At 67.2% G+C, this 19,949-nt stretch carries 15 protein-coding genes and 2 rRNA genes; 7 read left to right on the forward strand and 10 right to left on the reverse strand.

Annotated elements, in window-relative coordinates:
* Positions 1 to 18: 18 nt before the first annotated feature.
* From OIE75_RS08260 to OIE75_RS08270, 3 genes are all read right to left on the reverse strand, one after another.
* A 23S ribosomal RNA gene (locus tag OIE75_RS08260) occupies positions 19 to 3,142 on the reverse strand.
* A gap of 311 nt (positions 3,143 to 3,453) precedes the next feature.
* Positions 3,454 to 4,979 (reverse strand): 16S ribosomal RNA (locus OIE75_RS08265).
* Together the 16S and 23S rRNA genes form the textbook arrangement of a ribosomal RNA operon.
* A 528-nt stretch (positions 4,980 to 5,507) precedes the next feature.
* Positions 5,508 to 6,149, reverse strand: coding sequence for a DNA-3-methyladenine glycosylase (locus OIE75_RS08270; RefSeq protein ID WP_307010966.1), 642 nt, complete (start codon positions 6,147 to 6,149; stop codon positions 5,508 to 5,510).
* Positions 6,150 to 6,292: 143 nt separating this feature from the next.
* Between OIE75_RS08270 and OIE75_RS08275 the strand changes: the two genes are divergently transcribed.
* The 3 genes from OIE75_RS08275 to OIE75_RS08285 all read left to right on the forward strand — a co-directional run bounded on the left by OIE75_RS08275 (position 6,293) and on the right by OIE75_RS08285 (position 8,372).
* Positions 6,293 to 7,075, forward strand: a complete 783-nt coding sequence (locus OIE75_RS08275) for a sporulation protein (protein ID WP_329470169.1) — start codon at positions 6,293 to 6,295, stop codon at positions 7,073 to 7,075.
* 49 nt (positions 7,076 to 7,124) lie between these two features.
* Positions 7,125 to 7,664: a YbhB/YbcL family Raf kinase inhibitor-like protein gene (locus tag OIE75_RS08280; RefSeq protein ID WP_329470170.1), complete on the forward strand. Its 540-nt coding sequence runs from the start codon at positions 7,125 to 7,127 to the stop codon at positions 7,662 to 7,664.
* Positions 7,665 to 7,865: 201 nt separating this feature from the next.
* Positions 7,866 to 8,372, forward strand: a complete 507-nt coding sequence (locus tag OIE75_RS08285) for an HNH endonuclease (protein WP_307010971.1) — start codon at positions 7,866 to 7,868, stop codon at positions 8,370 to 8,372.
* 124 nt (positions 8,373 to 8,496) lie between these two features.
* Here the strand turns inward: OIE75_RS08285 and OIE75_RS08290 are convergent, their stop codons facing one another.
* The 3 genes from OIE75_RS08290 to OIE75_RS08300 form a co-directional block, all read right to left on the reverse strand.
* Entirely contained in the window at positions 8,497 to 9,444 is a 948-nt protein-coding gene (locus OIE75_RS08290) for an SPFH domain-containing protein (protein WP_307010972.1), read from the reverse strand.
* 129 nt (positions 9,445 to 9,573) lie between these two features.
* Positions 9,574 to 10,005: an NfeD family protein gene (locus OIE75_RS08295; protein WP_125494449.1), complete on the reverse strand. Its 432-nt coding sequence runs from the start codon at positions 10,003 to 10,005 to the stop codon at positions 9,574 to 9,576.
* Positions 10,006 to 10,059: 54 nt separating this feature from the next.
* The gene (locus tag OIE75_RS08300; protein ID WP_307010976.1) at positions 10,060 to 10,857 is read right to left on the reverse strand and encodes an ABC transporter ATP-binding protein; all 798 of its coding nucleotides are present in this window, start codon (positions 10,855 to 10,857) and stop codon (positions 10,060 to 10,062) included.
* Positions 10,858 to 11,008: 151 nt separating this feature from the next.
* On the opposite strand from OIE75_RS08300, the gene OIE75_RS08305 reads away from it, so the two are divergent.
* On the forward strand, positions 11,009 to 11,797 hold the full coding sequence (locus tag OIE75_RS08305; RefSeq protein WP_329470173.1) for a hypothetical protein: 789 nt from the start codon (positions 11,009 to 11,011) through the stop codon (positions 11,795 to 11,797).
* Between the two features lie 163 nt (positions 11,798 to 11,960).
* Here the strand turns inward: OIE75_RS08305 and chpE are convergent, their stop codons facing one another.
* From chpE to OIE75_RS08320, 3 genes are all read right to left on the reverse strand, one after another.
* Positions 11,961 to 12,206 carry a chaplin ChpE gene (gene chpE / locus OIE75_RS08310; RefSeq protein ID WP_307010980.1) on the reverse strand — a complete coding sequence of 82 codons (246 nt, stop codon included), beginning with the start codon at positions 12,204 to 12,206 and terminating at the stop codon, positions 11,961 to 11,963.
* A gap of 135 nt (positions 12,207 to 12,341) precedes the next feature.
* Complete coding sequence (locus OIE75_RS08315) at positions 12,342 to 12,983, reverse strand: response regulator (RefSeq protein ID WP_307010981.1); 642 nt, start codon at positions 12,981 to 12,983, stop codon at positions 12,342 to 12,344.
* Entirely contained in the window at positions 12,976 to 14,154 is a 1,179-nt protein-coding gene (locus OIE75_RS08320; protein WP_329470175.1) for a GAF domain-containing sensor histidine kinase, read from the reverse strand. Before OIE75_RS08320 ends, OIE75_RS08315 begins: the two co-directional genes overlap by 8 nt.
* Before the next feature lie 220 nt (positions 14,155 to 14,374).
* On the opposite strand from OIE75_RS08320, the gene OIE75_RS08325 reads away from it, so the two are divergent.
* The 3 genes from OIE75_RS08325 to OIE75_RS08335 all read left to right on the forward strand — a co-directional run bounded on the left by OIE75_RS08325 (position 14,375) and on the right by OIE75_RS08335 (position 17,167).
* A complete protein-coding gene (locus OIE75_RS08325) occupies positions 14,375 to 15,073 on the forward strand; it encodes an SDR family NAD(P)-dependent oxidoreductase (RefSeq protein ID WP_329470176.1) in 699 nt (232 codons plus the stop codon).
* The gene (locus OIE75_RS08330) at positions 15,070 to 16,113 is read left to right on the forward strand and encodes an S-adenosylmethionine:tRNA ribosyltransferase-isomerase (RefSeq protein WP_329470177.1); all 1,044 of its coding nucleotides are present in this window, start codon (positions 15,070 to 15,072) and stop codon (positions 16,111 to 16,113) included. Before OIE75_RS08325 ends, OIE75_RS08330 begins: the two co-directional genes overlap by 4 nt.
* A gap of 352 nt (positions 16,114 to 16,465) precedes the next feature.
* On the forward strand, positions 16,466 to 17,167 hold the full coding sequence (locus OIE75_RS08335) for a transglycosylase SLT domain-containing protein (protein WP_307010988.1): 702 nt from the start codon (positions 16,466 to 16,468) through the stop codon (positions 17,165 to 17,167).
* A 123-nt stretch (positions 17,168 to 17,290) separates the two neighbouring features.
* On the opposite strand, the gene OIE75_RS08340 is transcribed toward OIE75_RS08335, so the two are convergent.
* Complete coding sequence (locus OIE75_RS08340; RefSeq protein WP_329470179.1) at positions 17,291 to 19,864, reverse strand: ABC transporter ATP-binding protein/permease; 2,574 nt, start codon at positions 19,862 to 19,864, stop codon at positions 17,291 to 17,293.
* Between the last annotated feature and the right edge of the window lie 85 nt (positions 19,865 to 19,949).

Here is a 19,949-nt window from a genome sequence, read left to right on the forward strand (position 1 = left end):
CAGTGGACGCGAGCAACTGAGGACAAGCCCTCGGCCTATTAGTACCGGTCACCTCCACACCTTGCGGTGCTTCCAGATCCGGCCTATCAACCCAGTCGTCTACTGGGAGCCTTAACCCCTCAAGGGGGTGGGAGTCCTCATCTCGAAGCAGGCTTCCCGCTTAGATGCTTTCAGCGGTTATCCCTCCCGAACGTAGCCAACCAGCCATGCCCTTGGCAGGACAACTGGCACACCAGAGGTTCGTCCGTCCCGGTCCTCTCGTACTAGGGACAGCCCTTCTCAAGACTCCTACGCGCACAGCGGATAGGGACCGAACTGTCTCACGACGTTCTAAACCCAGCTCGCGTACCGCTTTAATGGGCGAACAGCCCAACCCTTGGGACCGACTCCAGCCCCAGGATGCGACGAGCCGACATCGAGGTGCCAAACCATCCCGTCGATATGGACTCTTGGGGAAGATCAGCCTGTTATCCCCGGGGTACCTTTTATCCGTTGAGCGACGGCGCTTCCACAAGCCACCGCCGGATCACTAGTCCCGACTTTCGTCCCTGCTCGACCCGTCGGTCTCACAGTCAAGCTCCCTTGTGCACTTACACTCAACACCTGATTGCCAACCAGGCTGAGGGAACCTTTGGGCGCCTCCGTTACTCTTTAGGAGGCAACCGCCCCAGTTAAACTACCCATCAGACACTGTCCCTGATCCGGATCACGGACCCAGGTTAGACATCCAGCACGACCAGACTGGTATTTCAACGACGACTCCACCCACACTGGCGTGTGAGCTTCAAAGTCTCCCAGCTATCCTACACAAGCCGAACCGAACACCAATATCAAACTGTAGTAAAGGTCCCGGGGTCTTTCCGTCCTGCTGCGCGAAACGAGCATCTTTACTCGTAGTGCAATTTCACCGGGCCTATGGTTGAGACAGTCGAGAAGTCGTTACGCCATTCGTGCAGGTCGGAACTTACCCGACAAGGAATTTCGCTACCTTAGGATGGTTATAGTTACCACCGCCGTTTACTGGCGCTTAAGTTCTCAGCTTCGCCCCACCGAAATGGAGCTAACCGGTCCCCTTAACGTTCCAGCACCGGGCAGGCGTCAGTCCGTATACATCGCCTTACGGCTTCGCACGGACCTGTGTTTTTAGTAAACAGTCGCTTCTCGCTGGTCTCTGCGGCCACCCCCAGCTCGGAGTGCAAGACTCGTCACCGGATGTGGCCCCCCTTCTCCCGAAGTTACGGGGGCATTTTGCCGAGTTCCTTAACCATAGTTCACCCGAACGCCTCGGTATTCTCTACCTGACCACCTGAGTCGGTTTAGGGTACGGGCCGCCATGAAACTCGCTAGAGGCTTTTCTCGACAGCATAGGATCATCCACTTCACCACAATCGGCTCGGCATCAGGTCTCAGCCGTATGCAAGGCGGATTTACCTACCTTGCGGCCTACACCCTTACCCCGGGACAACCACCGCCCGGGATGGACTACCTTCCTGCGTCACCCCATCACTCACCTACTAACCGCTTGGTTCGACGGCTCCACCACTCCCCTCAACTCCGAAGAGATCAGGGCGGCTTCACGGCCTTAGCATCACGATGCTCGATGTTTGACGCTTCACAGCGGGTACCGGAATATCAACCGGTTATCCATCGACTACGCCTGTCGGCCTCGCCTTAGGTCCCGACTTACCCTGGGCAGATCAGCTTGACCCAGGAACCCTTAGTCAATCGGCGCAAACGTTTCTCACGTTTGTATCGCTACTCATGCCTGCATTCTCACTCGTGAACCGTCCACAACTCGCTTCCGCGGCTGCTTCACCCGGCACACGACGCTCCCCTACCCATCACGATCCCCGTTGGGGGTATATATCGCAATGACACGACTTCGGCGGTACGCTTGAGCCCCGCTACATTGTCGGCGCGGAATCACTAGACCAGTGAGCTATTACGCACTCTTTCAAGGGTGGCTGCTTCTAAGCCAACCTCCTGGTTGTCTGTGCGACTCCACATCCTTTCCCACTTAGCGTACGCTTAGGGGCCTTAGTCGATGCTCTGGGCTGTTTCCCTCTCGACCATGGAGCTTATCCCCCACAGTCTCACTGCCGCGCTCTCACTTACCGGCATTCGGAGTTTGGCTAAGGTCAGTAACCCGGTAGGGCCCATCGCCTATCCAGTGCTCTACCTCCGGCAAGAAACACACGACGCTGCACCTAAATGCATTTCGGGGAGAACCAGCTATCACGGAGTTTGATTGGCCTTTCACCCCTAACCACAGGTCATCCCCCAGGTTTTCAACCCTGGTGGGTTCGGTCCTCCACGAAGTCTTACCTCCGCTTCAACCTGCCCATGGCTAGATCACTCCGCTTCGGGTCTTGAGCGTGCTACTGAATCGCCCTGTTCGGACTCGCTTTCGCTACGGCTTCCCCACTCGGGTTAACCTCGCAACACACCGCAAACTCGCAGGCTCATTCTTCAAAAGGCACGCAGTCACGAGACACCAAGCAAGCTTGATGTCCGACGCTCCCACGGCTTGTAGGCACACGGTTTCAGGTACTATTTCACTCCGCTCCCGCGGTACTTTTCACCATTCCCTCACGGTACTATCCGCTATCGGTCACCAGGGAATATTTAGGCTTAGCGGGTGGTCCCGCCAGATTCACACGGGATTTCTCGGGCCCCGTGCTACTTGGGTGTCTCTCAAACGAGCCGCTGATGTTTCGACTACGGGGGTCTTACCCTCTACGCCGGACCTTTCGCATGTCCTTCGCCTACATCAACGGTTTCTGACTCGTCCCACGGCCGGCAGACCGTGGAAGAGAGATCCCACAACCCCGCACACGCAACCCCTGCCGGGTCTCACACGTATACGGTTTGGCCTCATCCGGTTTCGCTCGCCACTACTCCCGGAATCACGGTTGTTTTCTCTTCCTGCGGGTACTGAGATGTTTCACTTCCCCGCGTTCCCTCCACACTGCCTATGTGTTCAGCAGCGGGTGACAGCCCATGACGACTGCCGGGTTTCCCCATTCGGAAACCCCCGGATCAAAGCCTGGTTGACGACTCCCCGGGGACTATCGTGGCCTCCCACGTCCTTCATCGGTTCCTGGTGCCAAGGCATCCACCGTGCGCCCTTAAAAACTTGGCCACAGATGCTCGCGTCCACTGTGCAGTTCTCAAACAACGACCAACCACCCATCACCCCGGGAGAAATCCCGAGTGCACTGGGGCCGGCACCGAAGACCCAGCCATACGGCCGTGCCCTCAGATACCCAACAGCGTGCCCGGCCAAGTCCCGTCCGGTGATCGTGCGTTCCACGCTCCGAAGAGCAGTACTGGCAGCCACCGGCCCGAAACCGGACCGAATAGTCAACGTTCCACCCATGAGCAACCAGTGCGAGACATTCGCTCGCATGCTGGCCTCTGACCAGCCAGAGGCTGGTAAGAAGTGCTCCTTAGAAAGGAGGTGATCCAGCCGCACCTTCCGGTACGGCTACCTTGTTACGACTTCGTCCCAATCGCCAGTCCCACCTTCGACAGCTCCCTCCCACAAGGGGTTGGGCCACCGGCTTCGGGTGTTACCGACTTTCGTGACGTGACGGGCGGTGTGTACAAGGCCCGGGAACGTATTCACCGCAGCAATGCTGATCTGCGATTACTAGCGACTCCGACTTCATGGGGTCGAGTTGCAGACCCCAATCCGAACTGAGACCGGCTTTTTGAGATTCGCTCCACCTTGCGGTATCGCAGCTCATTGTACCGGCCATTGTAGCACGTGTGCAGCCCAAGACATAAGGGGCATGATGACTTGACGTCGTCCCCACCTTCCTCCGAGTTGACCCCGGCGGTCTCCCGTGAGTCCCCAGCACCACAAGGGCCTGCTGGCAACACGGGACAAGGGTTGCGCTCGTTGCGGGACTTAACCCAACATCTCACGACACGAGCTGACGACAGCCATGCACCACCTGTACACCGACCACAAGGGGGCGACCATCTCTGGCCGTTTCCGGTGTATGTCAAGCCTTGGTAAGGTTCTTCGCGTTGCGTCGAATTAAGCCACATGCTCCGCCGCTTGTGCGGGCCCCCGTCAATTCCTTTGAGTTTTAGCCTTGCGGCCGTACTCCCCAGGCGGGGCACTTAATGCGTTAGCTGCGGCACGGACAACGTGGAATGTTGCCCACACCTAGTGCCCACCGTTTACGGCGTGGACTACCAGGGTATCTAATCCTGTTCGCTCCCCACGCTTTCGCTCCTCAGCGTCAGTATCGGCCCAGAGATCCGCCTTCGCCACCGGTGTTCCTCCTGATATCTGCGCATTTCACCGCTACACCAGGAATTCCGATCTCCCCTACCGAACTCTAGCCTGCCCGTATCGACTGCAGACCCGGGGTTAAGCCCCGGGCTTTCACAACCGACGTGACAAGCCGCCTACGAGCTCTTTACGCCCAATAATTCCGGACAACGCTTGCGCCCTACGTATTACCGCGGCTGCTGGCACGTAGTTAGCCGGCGCTTCTTCTGCAGGTACCGTCACTTTCGCTTCTTCCCTGCTGAAAGAGGTTTACAACCCGAAGGCCGTCATCCCTCACGCGGCGTCGCTGCATCAGGCTTTCGCCCATTGTGCAATATTCCCCACTGCTGCCTCCCGTAGGAGTCTGGGCCGTGTCTCAGTCCCAGTGTGGCCGGTCGCCCTCTCAGGCCGGCTACCCGTCGTCGCCTTGGTGAGCCATTACCTCACCAACTAGCTGATAGGCCGCGGGCTCATCCTGCACCGCCGGAGCTTTCGACCCTCACAGATGCCTGCGAGGTTCAGTATCCGGTATTAGACCCCGTTTCCAGGGCTTGTCCCAGAGTGCAGGGCAGATTGCCCACGTGTTACTCACCCGTTCGCCACTAATCCCCACCGAAGTGGTTCATCGTTCGACTTGCATGTGTTAAGCACGCCGCCAGCGTTCGTCCTGAGCCAGGATCAAACTCTCCGTGAATGTTTACCCGTAATCGGGTGACACCACGAGAGCGGAACGGTCGAAGGAATAATCCGACCGTCCACAGCGTCCTCGCTGTGTGTATTTCAAAGGAACCTCAACCTGAACCGGATGAACCGATCAGGCCGGAGGTATCAACATATCTGGCGTTGACTTTTGGCACGCTGTTGAGTTCTCAAGGAACGGACGCTTCCTTTGTACTCACCCTCTCGGGCTTTCCTCCGGGCGCTTCCCTTCGGTCTTGCGTTTCCGACTCTATCAGATCCTTTTCGGTCCGATTCCCGGTCGGCGGGTTTGTCTCGGGCTTTCGGGCTTTCGCCCCTCGGCCTTTCGACATTCACTACGTTAGCCGATTCCTTCGCGGACTCATAATCGGGTCCGGCGAGATTGAATTCAGGCATGCGGGCACGCCGAACTCGCTCCCGCTGAGGGAAGTCGGAGGTAGTGGGTTGGCCGCTCTCGGCTGCTGACGAATGCCGTAACCGGTTCAAGCGGCTCGGGCTACGTTACGCGCCCCCCAAAGGGGAGTCAACTTCGGCGCCGCTTCGGGACATGGGCCCGATACGGGCTGACCGTCGGGTCGTCGGCGACCCAGTAGCGCCACGGATGAACGCCGCCCTCGCCGGCCACGCCGGTCCGCGGACCGTTGCGTACCTGGTCGCGGGGCACGGCGGCGCCGGTCAGGATGCGCAGCGGGGTGTCCTCGGTCGTGCACGCGTCGGTGCCGTCCAGGGCTCGGTCCACGCCCAGGGCGGTGGCCAAACGAGCCGGTCCTTTGGCCAGTTCCTTGTCATTGCGGGCGGAGAGTCGACGAGTCCGGGCCAGCTCGGCGCCCTCGATGATCTCGCCGGCACGCAGGAGGACGGCGCTCGCGGTGCCGTCGGGACCGCACACCAGGTTCATGCAGAACCACATGCCATAGGTGAAGTACACGTACACGTGTCCGGGCGGGCCGAACATCACGTCGTTGCGGGGGGTCCGACCGCGGTAGGCGTGGGAGCCGGGGTCGTTCTGACCGTCGTAGGCCTCGACCTCCGTCAGGCGGAGGGCGATCGGACCGTCCGGGGTGTCGCGCACGAGGACGCGTCCCAGGAGGTCGGGGGCCACCTCGAGGACGGGCCGGTCGAAGAATTCCCTGGGCAGGGGCGTACGGTCAGGGCTCGCGATCATGCCGTCCGAGCGTAACGCAGCCGGGTCCGTGCGCGGGGTGGCCAGAGGGCGGCCGGCTTGCCAGGGTGTGGGACGCGGAACCGGCCACGGCCGGATCGCGTTTGTAGGGATCAAGGGTTCACACGCAAGCCTGGAGGAGAGACATGGCGTTCAAGAAGCTGCTCGCGAGCCTGGGGGCCGGCGGGGCTTCGGTCGAGACCGTGCTCAATGAGGTCAACGTCGTACCGGGGGGTGTCGTCCAGGGCGAGGTGCGGATCCAGGGCGGATCCGTCGACCAGGAGATCGAGGGGCTGTCCGTCGGGCTCCAGGCCAAGGTCGAGGTGGAGAGCGGCGACCAGGAGTACAAGCAGGACGTCGAATTCACCAAGGTGCGGCTCGGCGGTGCCTTCGAGCTGAAGGCCGGTGTCGTGCACGCGGTGCCGTTCGGGCTGGAGATCCCGTGGGAGACGCCGATCACCATGATCGACGGACAGTCGCTGCGGGGGATGAACATCGGCGTCACCACGGAGCTGGAGATCGCCCGTGCCGTGGACTCCGGTGACCTGGACCCGATCAACGTGCATCCGCTGCCGGCGCAGAAGGCGATCCTTGACGCGTTCATCGGGCTGGGCTTCCGGTTCAAGAACGCCGACATGGAGCGTGGCCACATCCGGGGTACGCGGCAGCAGCTGCCCTTCTACCAGGAGATCGAGTTCTTCCCGCCGCAGCAGTACCGGGGGCTGAACCAGGTCGAGCTGAGCTTCGTGGCCGACGCGCAGGCCATGGACGTCGTGCTCGAGATGGACAAGAAGCCCGGGCTGTTCAGCGAGGGCAGCGACACGTTCCGTTCCTTCAAGGTGGGGCTGAACGACTACCAGGGCACCGACTGGACGGCGTACCTCAACCAGTGGCTGTCGGAGGTCGGCAGCAAGCGCAACTGGTTCTGATGGATCTAGGCTCGGTCATCTCTGCACCAGACATTCAGGAGGTACCGAGGTGACCGAGCTGAAGCGGCGTCCGCTCCCCCATGACTTCCACCCGCCCGTGCCGTCGTTCACGGTCACGAGTGACGACGTCCAGGAGGGCGGGACGCTCAAGGACGATCAGGTCCACGCGGTCGGCAACACCTCTCCGCAGCTGCGGTGGGAGGGCTTCCCCGCCGAGACCAAGAGCTTCGCCGTGACCTGCTACGACCCGGACGCCCCCACGGGCAGCGGGTTCTGGCACTGGGTGGTGTTCGACATCCCGGCGTCGGTGACCGAGCTGCCGGTGGGCGCGGGCAGCGGCACCTTCGAGGGGCTGCCCCAGGGTGCCGTACAGGCGCGCAACGACTACGGCAGCAAGGACTTCGGCGGTGCCGCGCCGCCGCCCGGCGACGGTCCGCACCGGTACGTGTTCACGGTGTACGCCGTGGACCAGGAGAAGCTCGGCCCGGACGCGGAGGCGAGCCCGGCGTTCGTCGGCTTCAATCTGCGGTTCCACACGATCGGGCGCGCCCAGCTGATCGGTGAGTACGAGCTGCCCGCCGACAGCTGAGCGTTCCGAGCGTTCATGGAACGTTTGCCCGCCCCCGGTCTTGGAATGGATCAGGGGCGGGCATTTTTAATGCCAGGGGTGGCGGGGGGAGATAGTCGCCCCTGGAGCAGCGGATATTGCGTTGTCCATCTCGGCGTGCCCGGCCAGAGTTGATCCCAGCCCGCCACGGGGTGGGCCGGTGCACACGGGAGGTGGGCTGGTATGCGGGACACGCTGGTGCTGAACGCGAGCTTCGAGCCGTTGTCGACGGTGACGTTGAACCGAGCCGTCGTTCTGGTGCTCCAGGACAAGGCCGTCGTCGAGCAGGCCCACCCCGAACTGCGGATGCGCGGAGCCGCGCTCGACATACCGGCGCCACGGGTGATCAGGCTCTGCCAATACGTACGGGTGCCCTTTCGAAGACGCGCTCCCTGGTCGAGGCGGGGCGTGCTGGTCCGGGACCGGAACCGGTGCGCGTACTGCGGCCGGAGGGCGACGACCGTCGACCACGTGGTGCCGAGGTCGCACGGTGGGCAGGACTCGTGGCTGAACACGGTGGCCTCCTGTGCGGAGGACAATCACCGCAAGGCGAACCGGACGCCGGAGCAGGCGGGGATGCCGTTGCTTCGGGAGCCGTTCGAGCCGACGCCCGCCGATGCGATGTTGCTGGCGCTGGCTCGGGACGACTTTGAGGCGCTGCCGGACTGGTTGGTGCTGGACGCGGCGTGACGGCTGCGCCGTCGGGGCCTGGGTCTTGATGCCGGGTGCGGGTCCTCTGGGGCTGGTCGCGCCCACGCGGCGGAGCCGCCTATCGACACAGCCCCGCGCCCCTTTCGGGGCACGGTGTCCGACCTCAGTCGATCGTCGGCTTCTCTCGGCGTTCCTGGGCGGGGACGCTGGGGGCGCCGTTGCCTCCGCCGCCGCCCAGGCCGCCGAGGTTGCCCATGGCGCCGGACAGGCCCTTGAGGGCGTCGCCGATTTCGCTGGGGACGATCCAGAGCTTGTTGGCGTCGCCCTCGGCGATCTTCGGGAGCATCTGGAGGTACTGGTAGGAGAGCAGCTTCTGGTCCGGGTCGCCGGCGTGGATGGCCTCGAAGACCGTGCGGACGGCCTGGGCCTCGCCCTCGGCGCGCAGGGCGGCGGCCTTGGCCTCACCTTCGGCGCGCAGGATCTGGGACTGCTTCTCGCCCTCGGCACGCAGGATCTCGGACTGCCGGACACCTTCGGCCTGGAGGATGGCGGCGCGCTTGTCGCGGTCGGCGCGCATCTGCTTCTCCATCGAGTCCTGGATGGAGGTGGGCGGTTCGATCGCCTTCAGCTCGACGCGGTTGACGCGGATGCCCCACTTGCCGGTCGCCTCGTCGAGGACGCCGCGCAGGGCCGCGTTGATCTCCTCGCGGGAGGTCAGGGTCCGTTCCAGGTCCATGCCGCCGATGATGTTGCGCAGTGTGGTGACGGTGAGCTGCTCGATGGCCTGGATGTAGCTGGCGACTTCGTAGGTCGCGGCGCGGGCGTCGGTCACCTGGTAGTAGATGACGGTGTCGATGTTGACGACCAGGTTGTCCTGGGTGATGACCGGCTGCGGCGGGAAGGGGACGACCTGTTCACGCAGGTCGATACGGTTGCGGATGGTGTCGATGAACGGGACCACGATGTTGAGGCCCGCGTTCAGGGTCCGCGTGTAGCGGCCGAAGCGCTCGACGATGGCGGCGCTGGCCTGTGGGATGACCTGGATGGTCTTGATCAGGGCGATGAAGACCAACACCACCAGGATGATCAAAACGATGATGACCGGTTCCATCGTGGTTGTCCGTCCCCTTCTCCGACCCTGACGTCTGCTGATCTTACGGCTGTTGAGGATCTTGCTGGTCGAGTCTGACAGACCGTCGCACGACTCGGGGCCCGTTCGGGCCAGTTGTGCGCGGCGGGGTCACATGATGATCGCCGTGGCGCCCTCGATGTCCACGACGTCGACTTCCTCACCCGCTTCGAAGGCGCGCCCGGTGTCCAGCGCGCGTGCCGACCAGATCTCGCCGGCGAGTTTGATCCGGCCGCCGGAGCCGTCGACCCGCTCCACGACGACGGCCTGTCTGCCCTTCAGAGCGTCGACTCCCGTGGCCAGTTGGGGCTGTTGGGAGCGATGCCGGGCGGCGACGGGCCGTACGACCGCGATGAGGGCGACCGATACGACGACGAAGACGAGGACCTGGACGACGAGGTCCGCGCCGAACCCGGAGGCCACGGCGGCGGCGACCGCCCCGACGGCGAACATCCCGAACTCCGGCATCGCGGTCACGACGAGCGGGATTCCGAGCGCTGCCGCGGCGACGAGCCACCACACCCATGCGTCGATGTCGTTCACGTGGTCATGGTAGGTCCGTCGGGTGGGCTGGGGACAGGGCGCACGGGGGGCGGGTCAGGACAGCGGAAGGCCCTGTGCGGTCCAGCGGTCGCCGTTCTGCTCGACGACCAGCGGGAGTCCGAAGCAGAGGGAGAGGTTGCGGGAGGTGAGTTCCAGCTCCAGCGGGCCGGCGGCCATGACCTCGCCCTGACGGATCATCAGGACGTGGGTGAAGCCCGGCGCGATCTCCTCGACGTGGTGGGTGACCATGATCATGGAGGGCGCGATGGGGTCGCGGGCGAGCCGGCCGAGGCGGCGGACGAGGTCCTCGCGGCCGCCGAGGTCGAGGCCGGCGGCCGGCTCGTCCAGGAGCAGCAGCTCGGGGTCGGTCATCAGGGCGCGGGCGATGAGGGTGCGCTTGCGCTCGCCCTCCGAGAGGGTGCCGAACTTCCGCTCCAGGTACTCGGTCATGCCGAGGCGGTCGAGGAAGGCGCGGGCGCGCTGCTCGTCGATGTCCTCGTAGTCCTCGTGCCAGCCGGCCGTCATGCCGTAGGCGGCGGTCAGTACGGTCTGCAGGACGGTCTGGCGCTTGGGCAGCTTGTCGGCCATGGCGATGCCGGCCACGCCGATGCGCGGGCGCAGCTCGAAGACGTCGGTGCCGGGCTTGCCGAGCGTCTCGCCGAGGATGGTGGCGGTGCCCTGGCTGGGGTAGAGGTAGCTGGACGCGACATTGAGGAGGGTGGTCTTGCCTGCGCCGTTGGGGCCGAGGATGACCCAGCGTTCGCCCTCCTTCACCGACCAGGAGACCTGGTCCACCAGAGCCCGGCCCTCGCGGACCACGGATACGTCCTGAAGCTCCAGAACATCGCTCATGAGCGCGTTGTCTCCCCTTGCATTGTGGCCGGTCTCGGCTGTCGCGTACGCCTTGGCTCGGGCCGCCGCGCCGGTGGGCGCAGGCCCTCCAGGAAATCTACGCCACCGGTCGGCATGACCGTTCCATCGGTCCGGTCCTTAGGGTGGGGGCATGCTCTCGGAACCACGCGCAGGGCGCCTTGCCGCCTGGGGAAATGCCCTTATTGCCGGATTGGTCTCGCCTGATGACGCCGCGGTGGCGATCGTCGGGGAGGACGCGGTGCACCGGGTGGAGGGGCTGCCCGGCGAACCGGCGCCCGTCGGTCTCACGCTGGCGCTCGGCCGGCTGCGGGCGCTCGGGGCGACGGGGCTGCGGGTCGCGCTGCCCGCGCCGGGACATCCGCTGGGCCTGAGCGGGCCGCCGGACTTCAACGCGCGGGCGCTGGAGGCGGAGGAGGCCGTGGTCTGTCACGGTGCGGCGGTGGGGCTGGTGCCCGAGGTGCACGAGGCCGGGCCCGAGGGTGACGTGCACGTCGAGGTGGTCTGGCACTGCCTGCCGGTGCGGGAGGCGCCGCCCGCGGACGTGCCCTCGCTCGGGGAGGCGGAGCGGGAGCTGGCGGAGGCGCTGCGCGACGCGACGGAGGTGCTGACGCGGCTGGACGTGGCCGGGTCGGGGCCGGTGGCGGAGGCGGCGGTCGCGGCGTACCGGGCCCGGGCCGAGCGCGGTCGCCAGGTGCTGGCGCCGGGGTATCCGCCGCGGGCGGTGCGGGTGCTGGAGTTGGCGCAGCGGGTGGGGGCGCTGGTGTCGCTCGCGTATGAGAACGGTCACGGTGGTGCGGTGAGCGCGTCCGAGATGGCGGCGCGGGGGGAGGCACTGCGGCCGGTGGAGCGGACGGCTCGGCGGGCGCTGGTCGCGGCGTACAACTCCGTTGTGGAGGAGCGGGGGCAGGGGATGCGGTGACCGTCCTCACCCTGTACCCGGCGCTGGTGTGGGCGACCTGGGGGCTGCGCCCCCAGACCCCCCTTTCGGCCTGAACGGCCTCGTCCTCAATCGCCGGACGGGCTGGTCGGTGCCGATCGGCCTCCCAGCTGTCCGGGAGGCCGCGAGCATCGTGCTGCCTGGGTCAGTGGTTGAGGCCCAGGTTGCCGAAGGCCGGGTTCAGGACGCCGATGACGTTGACGCTGTTGCCGACGGCGTTGACCGGGATGTGGATCGGCGCCTGGACCAGGTTGCCGGAGGCGACGCCCGGGGAGCCGATGGCCTCGCCGTGGGCCTGGGACCCGTCGGTGGCGGAGGCCATCCCCGCGCCGGCGGCGATCAGCCCGCCGGCCACCATCGTCACGGCCGCTGCCTTCTTCAGGTTCTTCACTTACAAGCCCTCCTTGCGATCGCCGCGGCAGTCGCCGCGGCACGCACTGGAGAACGGCCGGCCCCCGCAAAGGATGCGCCATTCGGGGGACATTCCCACGACGGTATGAATCTCCGACCGGAAGGGAACCTTCCGTCAGCCGGTCACGCCGTGGCGTACGGCCCACAGCGCGGCCTGGGTGCGGTCCGCCAGGTCGAGCTTCATCAGGATGTTCGAGACGTGGGTCTTGACGGTCTTCTCGGAGAGCACCAGCGCCCGCGCGATCTCCCGGTTGGAGCGGCCGTCCGCGATCAGACCCAGCACCTCCCGCTCGCGCTCCGTGAGTGAACCGGCCCTTCCCTGGCCGGAGTTGCCCTCGTCCTGGCTGAGCAGGGCGCCGGCGACCTCGGGCTGGAGCAGGATGTGGCCGGCGTGGACGGAGCGGATGGCACCGGCCAGGGCCTCGGGGTCGACGTCCTTGTAGACGTAACCCGCCGCGCCCGCGCGCAGGGCCGGGACGACGGTGCGCTGCTCGGTGAAGCTGGTGACGACCAGTACGCGCGCGTGGTTGTCCAGCTCGCGGAGCCTGCGCAGTGCGTCGACGCCGTCCATGCCCGGCATCTTGACGTCCATGAGGATCACGTCGGGTTTCAGTTCCTGGGCGCGGTCGACTCCCTCGGCGCCGTCGGCGGCCTCCCCGACCACCACGATGTCGTCCTGCACCTCCAGGAAGGTGCGCAGGCCCCGGCGGACCACCTGGTGATCGTCGACGAGCAGCACCTTGATTGCGTCAGCCACCGGGGACCTCCATCTCGATCGTGGTGCCCTTGCCGGGCGCGGACTGCACGGTGAGTCTTCCCCCGGTGCCGTTGGCCCGGTCGCGCATCGAGACCAGGCCGAGGTGGCGTCCCGCGCGACGCACGGTGCGCGGGTCGAAGCCGGTGCCGTCGTCGGTGACCCGGAGTACGGCCCCGGTGCCCCTCCGGTGCAGGGTCACGTCGACGCGCGCCGCCTCGGAGTGGCGCAGGGCGTTGTGCAGCGCCTCCTGGGCGACGCGCAGCATCGCCTCCTCCTGGGCGGCGGGCAGGGCCCTGACCCCGTGTCCGGCGAAGGTCACGCGCGCGGTGTGGGCGCGGTCGAGGACCTGGATGTGGGTGCGCAGGGTGGCGACGAGGCCGTCCTCCTCCAGGGCGGCGGGGCGCAGCTCCACGACGGCGGCGCGCAGCTCGTCGGCGGCCTCCGCGGCGAGGGCGGCGACCTGCTGCAACTCGCCCTTGGCCCGCGCGGGGTCGCGGTCGACCAGGGCGGTGGCGGCCTGGGCGGTCAGGCGCAGTGAGAAGAGCTTCTGGCTGACCGCGTCGTGCAGCTCGTGGGCGAGGCGGGAGCGCTCCTCGGCGATGGTCAGCTCGCGGCTGCGTTCGTACAGGCGCGCGTTGGTGAGGGCGATGGCGGCGTGCTGGGCGAGGATGCCGAGCAGTTCCTCGTCGTCCGGCGTGAATCCGCAGGTGCCTTCAGGTTTTGGGCCCGGGGGGTGTGGGGGGTGTCCCCTCACAGGGCACAGCTTGTTGGCCAGGAAGAGGGCGCCGATGATCTCGTCGCCGTCGCGGATCGGCAGGCCCAGGAAGTCGACGAGGTCGGGGTGGGCGGAGGGCCAGCCGCCGAAGCGGGGGTCCTCGCGGACGTCGGCGAGACGCTCCGGCGTGGCCTCGTGGAGCATGGCGGCGAGGATGCCGTGCTGGCGCGGGAGGGGGCCGATGGCCTTCCACTGCTCGTCGCTGACGCCGTCGACCACGAACTGGGCGAAGCCGCCGTGGTCGTCGGGGACACCGAGGGCGGCGTACTGGGCGTCCAGCAGCTCGCGGGCGGAGGCGACGATCGTCTTGAGGACGTCGCGCACCTCCAGGTGCCTGCTCATGGCCAGCAGCGCGGAACTCACCGCGGCGAGGCCGGACCGGGGGCCGTGACTCATGTCCTCACGGTACCGGCGGGGGGTGACAGGGGGATCGGACCTGTGACGGCCGCCGCCTAGGGCGGTGGGCCTAGGTCCGAGGTCCCGCCCCTCCGCCCTAGGGCGAAGGGCCCTGCCGGGTTGGGGCCGGTGCCCGAGGCGGCTGGTGGGGCCCGGTTCCTACGTTGAGATCACGCCGTACCGGACGGGTGGCGGCGGGGACGACGAGGGGACGTGTGTCATGCCGGTCGCGATCATCACGGGAGCGTCGAAGGGGCTGGGCCGAGCGCTCGCCGAGGCGTTGGCGGCTCGGGGCTGGGATCTGGTGCTGGACGCCCGGACCCCTGAGGTGCTCAAGGACACGGCGGCGGCGCTGGAGGCGTACGGCACGCGCGTGACGGCGCTGCCCGGGGACGTCACCGACCCCTGGCACCGGACCGGGCTGGTGACGGAGGCGGGGCGGCTGGGCGGGGTGGATCTGCTGGTCAGCAACGCGAGCGCGCTGGGCGCGGAGCCGCTGGTGCGGCTGGCGGAGCTGCCGACGGACGGGCTGCGACGGGCCCTGGAGGTGAACGTGGTGGCCGCGCTCGGCCTGGTCCAGGAGGCGCTGCCGGCGCTGCGGGCGGCTCCGGCGGGCGCGGTGCTGACGATCAGCTCGGACGCGGCGGCCGAGGCGTACGAGACGTGGGGCGGCTACGGGGCGTCCAAGGCGGCGCTGGACCAGCTGGCGGCGGTGCTGGGCGTCGAGGAGCCGGGGCTGCGGGTCTGGGCGGTGGATCCGGGGGACATGGCCACGGACCTGTACGCGGCGGCCGTACCGGACGACGACGATCCGAGGCCCGATCCGGTGGGTGTCGTTCCGGCGCTTCTGCGGTTGCTGGACGAGCGGCCGGCCAGTGGGCGCTACGGGGCTCCGGCCCTGCTGGAGGCGCGGTCATGACGGTGGCGCTGACGGTGCCGGAGGAACTGTCGGCGCGGGTGCCGACCGAGCAGCGGGGGCCGGGCCTGGACCGGGACGGCGTACGGCTGCTGGTGTCGCGGGGCACCGAGGTGTCGCATCACGTGTTCGGTGAGCTGCTCGGGCTGCTGCGGGCCGGTGATCTGCTGGTGGTCAACACGTCGCCGACGCTGGCGGCCGCGGTCGACGGGTCGGCCGGCCACGCGCGCGTGGTGGTGCACTTCTCCGCGCGCGGGGACGACGGCCGGTGGGCGGTGGAGGTTCGGGAGCCGGACGGGAGGGGCACCACGCGCGCGCGTGCGTGCGTGGCGAAGGGGACGGTGGTCCGGCTGCCGGGCGGTGGGCGGCTGGTGGCGGAGGAGCCGCTGAGTACGCGCGGGGACCGGTTGTGGTGGGCGCGGGTGTCGGGGGCGGAGGTGACCGCGGTGCTGCGGGAGCACGGGCGGCCCATTCGCTACTCGTACACGGAGCGGGACCAGCCGCTGTCCGTGTACCAGACGGTGTTCGCGCTGGCGACGCCCGACGGGACGGGCAGCGCGGAGATGCCGAGCGCGGCGCGGCCCTTCACGGCACGGCTGGTGGCGGAGCTGGTGAGCCGCGGCGTGCAGTTCGCGCCCGTGACGCTGCACACGGGGGTGGCTTCGGCGGAGTCGCACGAGCCGCCCTATCCGGAGCGGTTCTCGGTGCCCGGGGAGTCGGCGCGGCTGATCAACGCCGCGCGGGCCGCCGGACGGCGGGTGGTGGCCGTGGGGACGACCGCCGTGCGGGCGGTGGAGTCGGCGGCCGGCGGCGACGGCGTCGTACGGGCCCGGGCGGGGTGGACGGATCTGGTCGTGACCCCGGAGCGCGGGGTGCGGGTGGTGGACGGCCTGCTGACGGGGCTGCACGAGCCCGAGGCCTCGCATCTGCTGATGCTGGAGGCGGTGGCGGGGCGGGCGGCGATCGACCTCGGGTACGACGCGGCGGTACGGGGGCGGTACCTGTGGCACGAGTTCGGCGACGTGCATCTCCTCCTGCCGTAGGAGAGGGCCGCGCAGCCACTCACACAGCGCATTGCGACAGCAACCAACGGTGAGAACGGCGGGGGGTCGATGTGAGCCCGGGCATAGGGCGCACGTCACGTACGAAGAGGAGTAGGAGTACGACTCGTCCGTTTTGAGCGGGGCAGATAGTCCAATCTGCCCCGTTTCGCCGTTCCCTGATCCACTACCTCGGATCGTACGTCACACCTTTGCCTCCGGATTTTGCGGCCGCTAAGAATTGCTCTCGTCGCTCAGCGCCGTGGGTTCTCCCCCGCGGCGTTTGTGCCGGAAGCACCCCTGTCCCCACCGGACGAGAGCGACCTCCGCGCTATTCGAAGAGGTCTATCCCGCCATGCTCAAGAACATCCTTTCCCGTGGTCGCAGTCGTTCCCTGACCCGCACCCAGAAGGCCGCCATAGCCGGTGTCGGCACGCTCGGCGCCGCCGCCGTCGCGCTCACCGCCGTGCCGGCCAGCGGCCAGACGACCACGAGCGAGGCCGCTCCGACGGCCAAGGTGGCGTACAGCACCAAGCAGATCCAGGACGTCCACGCCGGCGTCACCGGCCAGCTGGCCAGTGCCAGCCAGAAGGTCGCCACCATCGAGGCCAAGAAGGAGGCGGCCGCGAAGAAGGCCGCCGCCGAGAAGGCCGCGGCGAAGAAGGCCGCCGCCAAGCGCGAGGCGAAGGAGGCCGCCAGCCGGTCCGCCAAGCGCACCGAGGTCAAGAAGTCCTACCCGAACAACCTCGACGGCTGGATCCGCGAGGCCCGGGCCATCATGAAGAAGCACGACATCCCCGGCTCCTACGAGGGCATCCACCGCAACATCATGCGGGAGTCCTCCGGCAACCCGAAGGCCATCAACGACTGGGACATCAACGCCATCAACGGCATCCCGTCGAAGGGCCTGCTCCAGGTCATCCCGCCGACCTTCGAGGCCTACCACGTGGCCGGCACCTCGAAGAACATCTGGGACCCGGTCGCCAACATCGTCGCCGCGTGCAACTACGCCGCGGACAAGTACGGCACCATGGACAACGTCGACAGCGCGTACTGAGGTCGGCGCGGACCTCTTCGGACCGACGCCGACGCGGACGCCGATCGCACGCCGAAGGGCGGCACCCTCCTGACGGGGTGCCGCCCTTCGGGGCGTCTCGCCGCGGTCATCCGCGGTCGCGCGTCACTTGCGCATGACCTCGGGCTCGTGCCGCCGCAGGAAGCGCGCCACGAAGAAGCCGCAGATCACACCGAGGACGATCAGCGCGGCCATGTCCATGCTCCAGGCAGCCACGGTGTGCTCCCACAGCGGATCGGCCCCGGCGCCCTCCTCGGGCGGGCTGATCTTGTTGAAGTCCAGCGTGGCGCCGGCCGCGGCCACCGCCCAGCGCGAGGGCATCAGGTACGAGAACTGGTTGACGCCGACCGCGCCGTTCAGCGCGAAGAGGCAGCCGGTGAAGACGACCTGGATGATCGCGAACATGACCAGCAGCGGCATGGTCTTCTCGGCGGTCTTCACCAACGACGAGATGATCAGGCCGAACATCATCGACGTGAAGCCCAGCGCCATGATCGGCAGTGACAGTTCGACGAGGGTCGCGCCGCCGAGGATCAGGCCCTCTTCGGGGATCTCGCGGTTGGCGAAGCCGATCACACCGACCAGCAGACCCTGCAGCACGGTGATCATGCCGAGCACGAAGACCTTGGACATCAGGTACGCGGACCGCGACAGACCGGTCGCGCGTTCCCGCTCGTAGATCACCCGTTCCTTGATCAGCTCGCGGACCGAGTTGGCGGCGCCGGCGAAGCAGGCGCCCACCGCGAGGATCAGCAGGACCGTGGTGGCGGTGCCGTTCGGGATGATCCGGCCGCTCTGCGGGTTGGCCGGGTTGGGCAGCAGGCCCTTGTCCGCGTCGATCAGCAGGCTCACCGCGCCGAGCACGGCCGGCAGGATCACCATCAGGGCGAGGAAGCCCTTGTCGGAGACGATCACCGAGACGTAGCGCCGCACCAGCGTGACGAACTGCGACATCCAGCCCTGTGGCTTCGGCGGCTTCATCGCCTGCATCGCCGGCACCGGTGCGGACTGCGGAGCGACGGCGTCGAGGTCCGCGGCGTACATCTGGTAGTGCTGCGAGCCCTTCCAGCGGCCCGCCCAGTCGTAGTCGCGGTAGTTCTCGAAGGCGGAGAAGACGTCGGCCCAGGTGTCGTAGCCGAAGAAGTTCAGCGCCTCCTCGGGCGGGCCGAAGTAGGCGACCGAGCCGCCCGGCGCCATGACCAGCAGCTTGTCGCAGATCGCCAGCTCGGCCACCGAGTGGGTGACGACGAGGACCGTGCGGCCGTCGTCGGCCAGCCCGCGCAGCAGCTGCATGACGTCGCGGTCCATGCCGGGGTCGAGGCCGGAGGTCGGCTCGTCCAGGAAGATCAGCGACGGCTTGGTGAGCAGCTCCAGGGCGACGGAGACGCGCTTGCGCTGGCCACCGGAGAGGGACGTGACCTTCTTGTCCTTGTGGATGTCCAGCTTCAGCTCGCGCAGCACCTCGTCGATGCGGGCGTTGCGCTCCGCGGCCGTGGTGTCGGCCGGGAAGCGGAGCTTCGCCGCGTACTTGAGGGCCTTCTTGACGGTCAGCTCCTTGTGCAGGATGTCGTCCTGCGGGACCAGACCGATGCGCTGGCGCAGCTCGGCGAACTGCTTGTACAGGTTCCGGTTGTCGTAGAGGACCTCGCCCTGGTCGGCCGGCCGGTAGCCGGTGAGCGCCTTGAGCAGGGTCGACTTGCCGGAGCCGGACGGTCCGATGACCGCGATCAGCGACTTCTCCGGTACGCCGAAGGAGACGTCCTTGAGGATCTGCTTGCCGCCGTCGACCGTGACGGTCAGGTGCCGCGCGGAGAAGGACACCTCACCGGTGTCGACGAACTCCTCGAGCCGGTCGCCGACGATCCGGAACGTCGAGTGGCCGACGCCGACGATGTCGGTCGGGCCGAGCAGCTGCGAACCGCCCTTGGCGATCGGCTGGCCGTTGACGTACGTGCCGTTGTGCGAGCCCAGGTCGCGGATCTCCATGCGCCCGTCGGGCGTCGCGTGGAACTCCGCGTGGTTGCGGGAGACCTGGAGGTCGGAGACGACCAGCTCGTTCTCCAGGGCACGGCCGATGCGCATCACACGGCCGAGCGAGAACTGGTGGAACGTGGTCGGGCTGCGGTCGCCGTAGGCCGGCGGCGCCCCCGCCGCGCCACCGGAGCCCTGCTGCTGGGGGAAGTGCGGCGCGGCCTGCTGCTGCGGCTGCTGCTGCCAGCCGGCCTGCTGGTGCGGCTGCCCGTGCTGCGGGACCTGCTGCGGCGGCTGCTGTGCCGGGGCCTGCTGGGCCCAGCCGGCGTTCGCGCCCTGCGCGGCGTACGGCTGCTGCTGGGGTTGGACCTGCGGCGTCTGCTGGGGCTGGGCCTGCGGCGTTCCGGCCGGGGCCTGTACGCCGGTCAGGTCGACGCGCGGTCCGTCGTTCGCGTTGCCCAGGTTCAGCACGCTGCCGGCGCCGAGCTCCATCCGCTGGACCCGCTGCCCGTGCACGAACGTGCCGTTGGTGCTCCCGTGGTCCTCTACGACCCAACTGCGGCCGTCGAAAGTGATCGTGGCATGACGCCAGGACACCCTGGCGTCGTCAAAGACAAGTTCCCCCTGCGGATCGCGTCCGAGCGCGTATGACCGGGACGGATCGAGCGTCCAGGTCCGTCCGTTGGATTCCAGTACGAGTTCCGGCACTCCAAGCCCCACTGAGTTGTCCCCCGATGTACCCCCGTCGCGGGGAGTCTAGGGATGTCGAACATCGGGGGGAACTATTTCAGGC

The sequence above is a fragment of the Streptomyces sp. NBC_01723 genome, from assembly GCF_036246005.1.
Taxonomy (GTDB): domain Bacteria; phylum Actinomycetota; class Actinomycetes; order Streptomycetales; family Streptomycetaceae; genus Streptomyces.

Excerpts from the sequence above, each read along its gene's own strand:
- OIE75_RS08270 (WP_307010966.1), bottom strand. The coding sequence starts at position 6,149 with ATGATCGCGAGCCCTGACCGTACGCCCCTGCCCAGGGAATTCTTCGAC.
- OIE75_RS08275 (WP_329470169.1), top strand. The coding sequence starts at position 6,293 with ATGGCGTTCAAGAAGCTGCTCGCGAGCCTGGGGGCCGGCGGGGCTTCG.
- OIE75_RS08285 (WP_307010971.1), top strand. The coding sequence starts at position 7,866 with ATGCGGGACACGCTGGTGCTGAACGCGAGCTTCGAGCCGTTGTCGACG.
- OIE75_RS08290 (WP_307010972.1), bottom strand. The coding sequence starts at position 9,444 with ATGGAACCGGTCATCATCGTTTTGATCATCCTGGTGGTGTTGGTCTTC.
- OIE75_RS08300 (WP_307010976.1), bottom strand. The coding sequence starts at position 10,857 with ATGAGCGATGTTCTGGAGCTTCAGGACGTATCCGTGGTCCGCGAGGGC.
- OIE75_RS08305 (WP_329470173.1), top strand. The coding sequence starts at position 11,009 with ATGCTCTCGGAACCACGCGCAGGGCGCCTTGCCGCCTGGGGAAATGCC.
- OIE75_RS08320 (WP_329470175.1), bottom strand. The coding sequence starts at position 14,154 with ATGAGTCACGGCCCCCGGTCCGGCCTCGCCGCGGTGAGTTCCGCGCTG.
- OIE75_RS08325 (WP_329470176.1), top strand. The coding sequence starts at position 14,375 with ATGCCGGTCGCGATCATCACGGGAGCGTCGAAGGGGCTGGGCCGAGCG.
- OIE75_RS08330 (WP_329470177.1), top strand. The coding sequence starts at position 15,070 with ATGACGGTGGCGCTGACGGTGCCGGAGGAACTGTCGGCGCGGGTGCCG.
- OIE75_RS08335 (WP_307010988.1), top strand. The coding sequence starts at position 16,466 with ATGCTCAAGAACATCCTTTCCCGTGGTCGCAGTCGTTCCCTGACCCGC.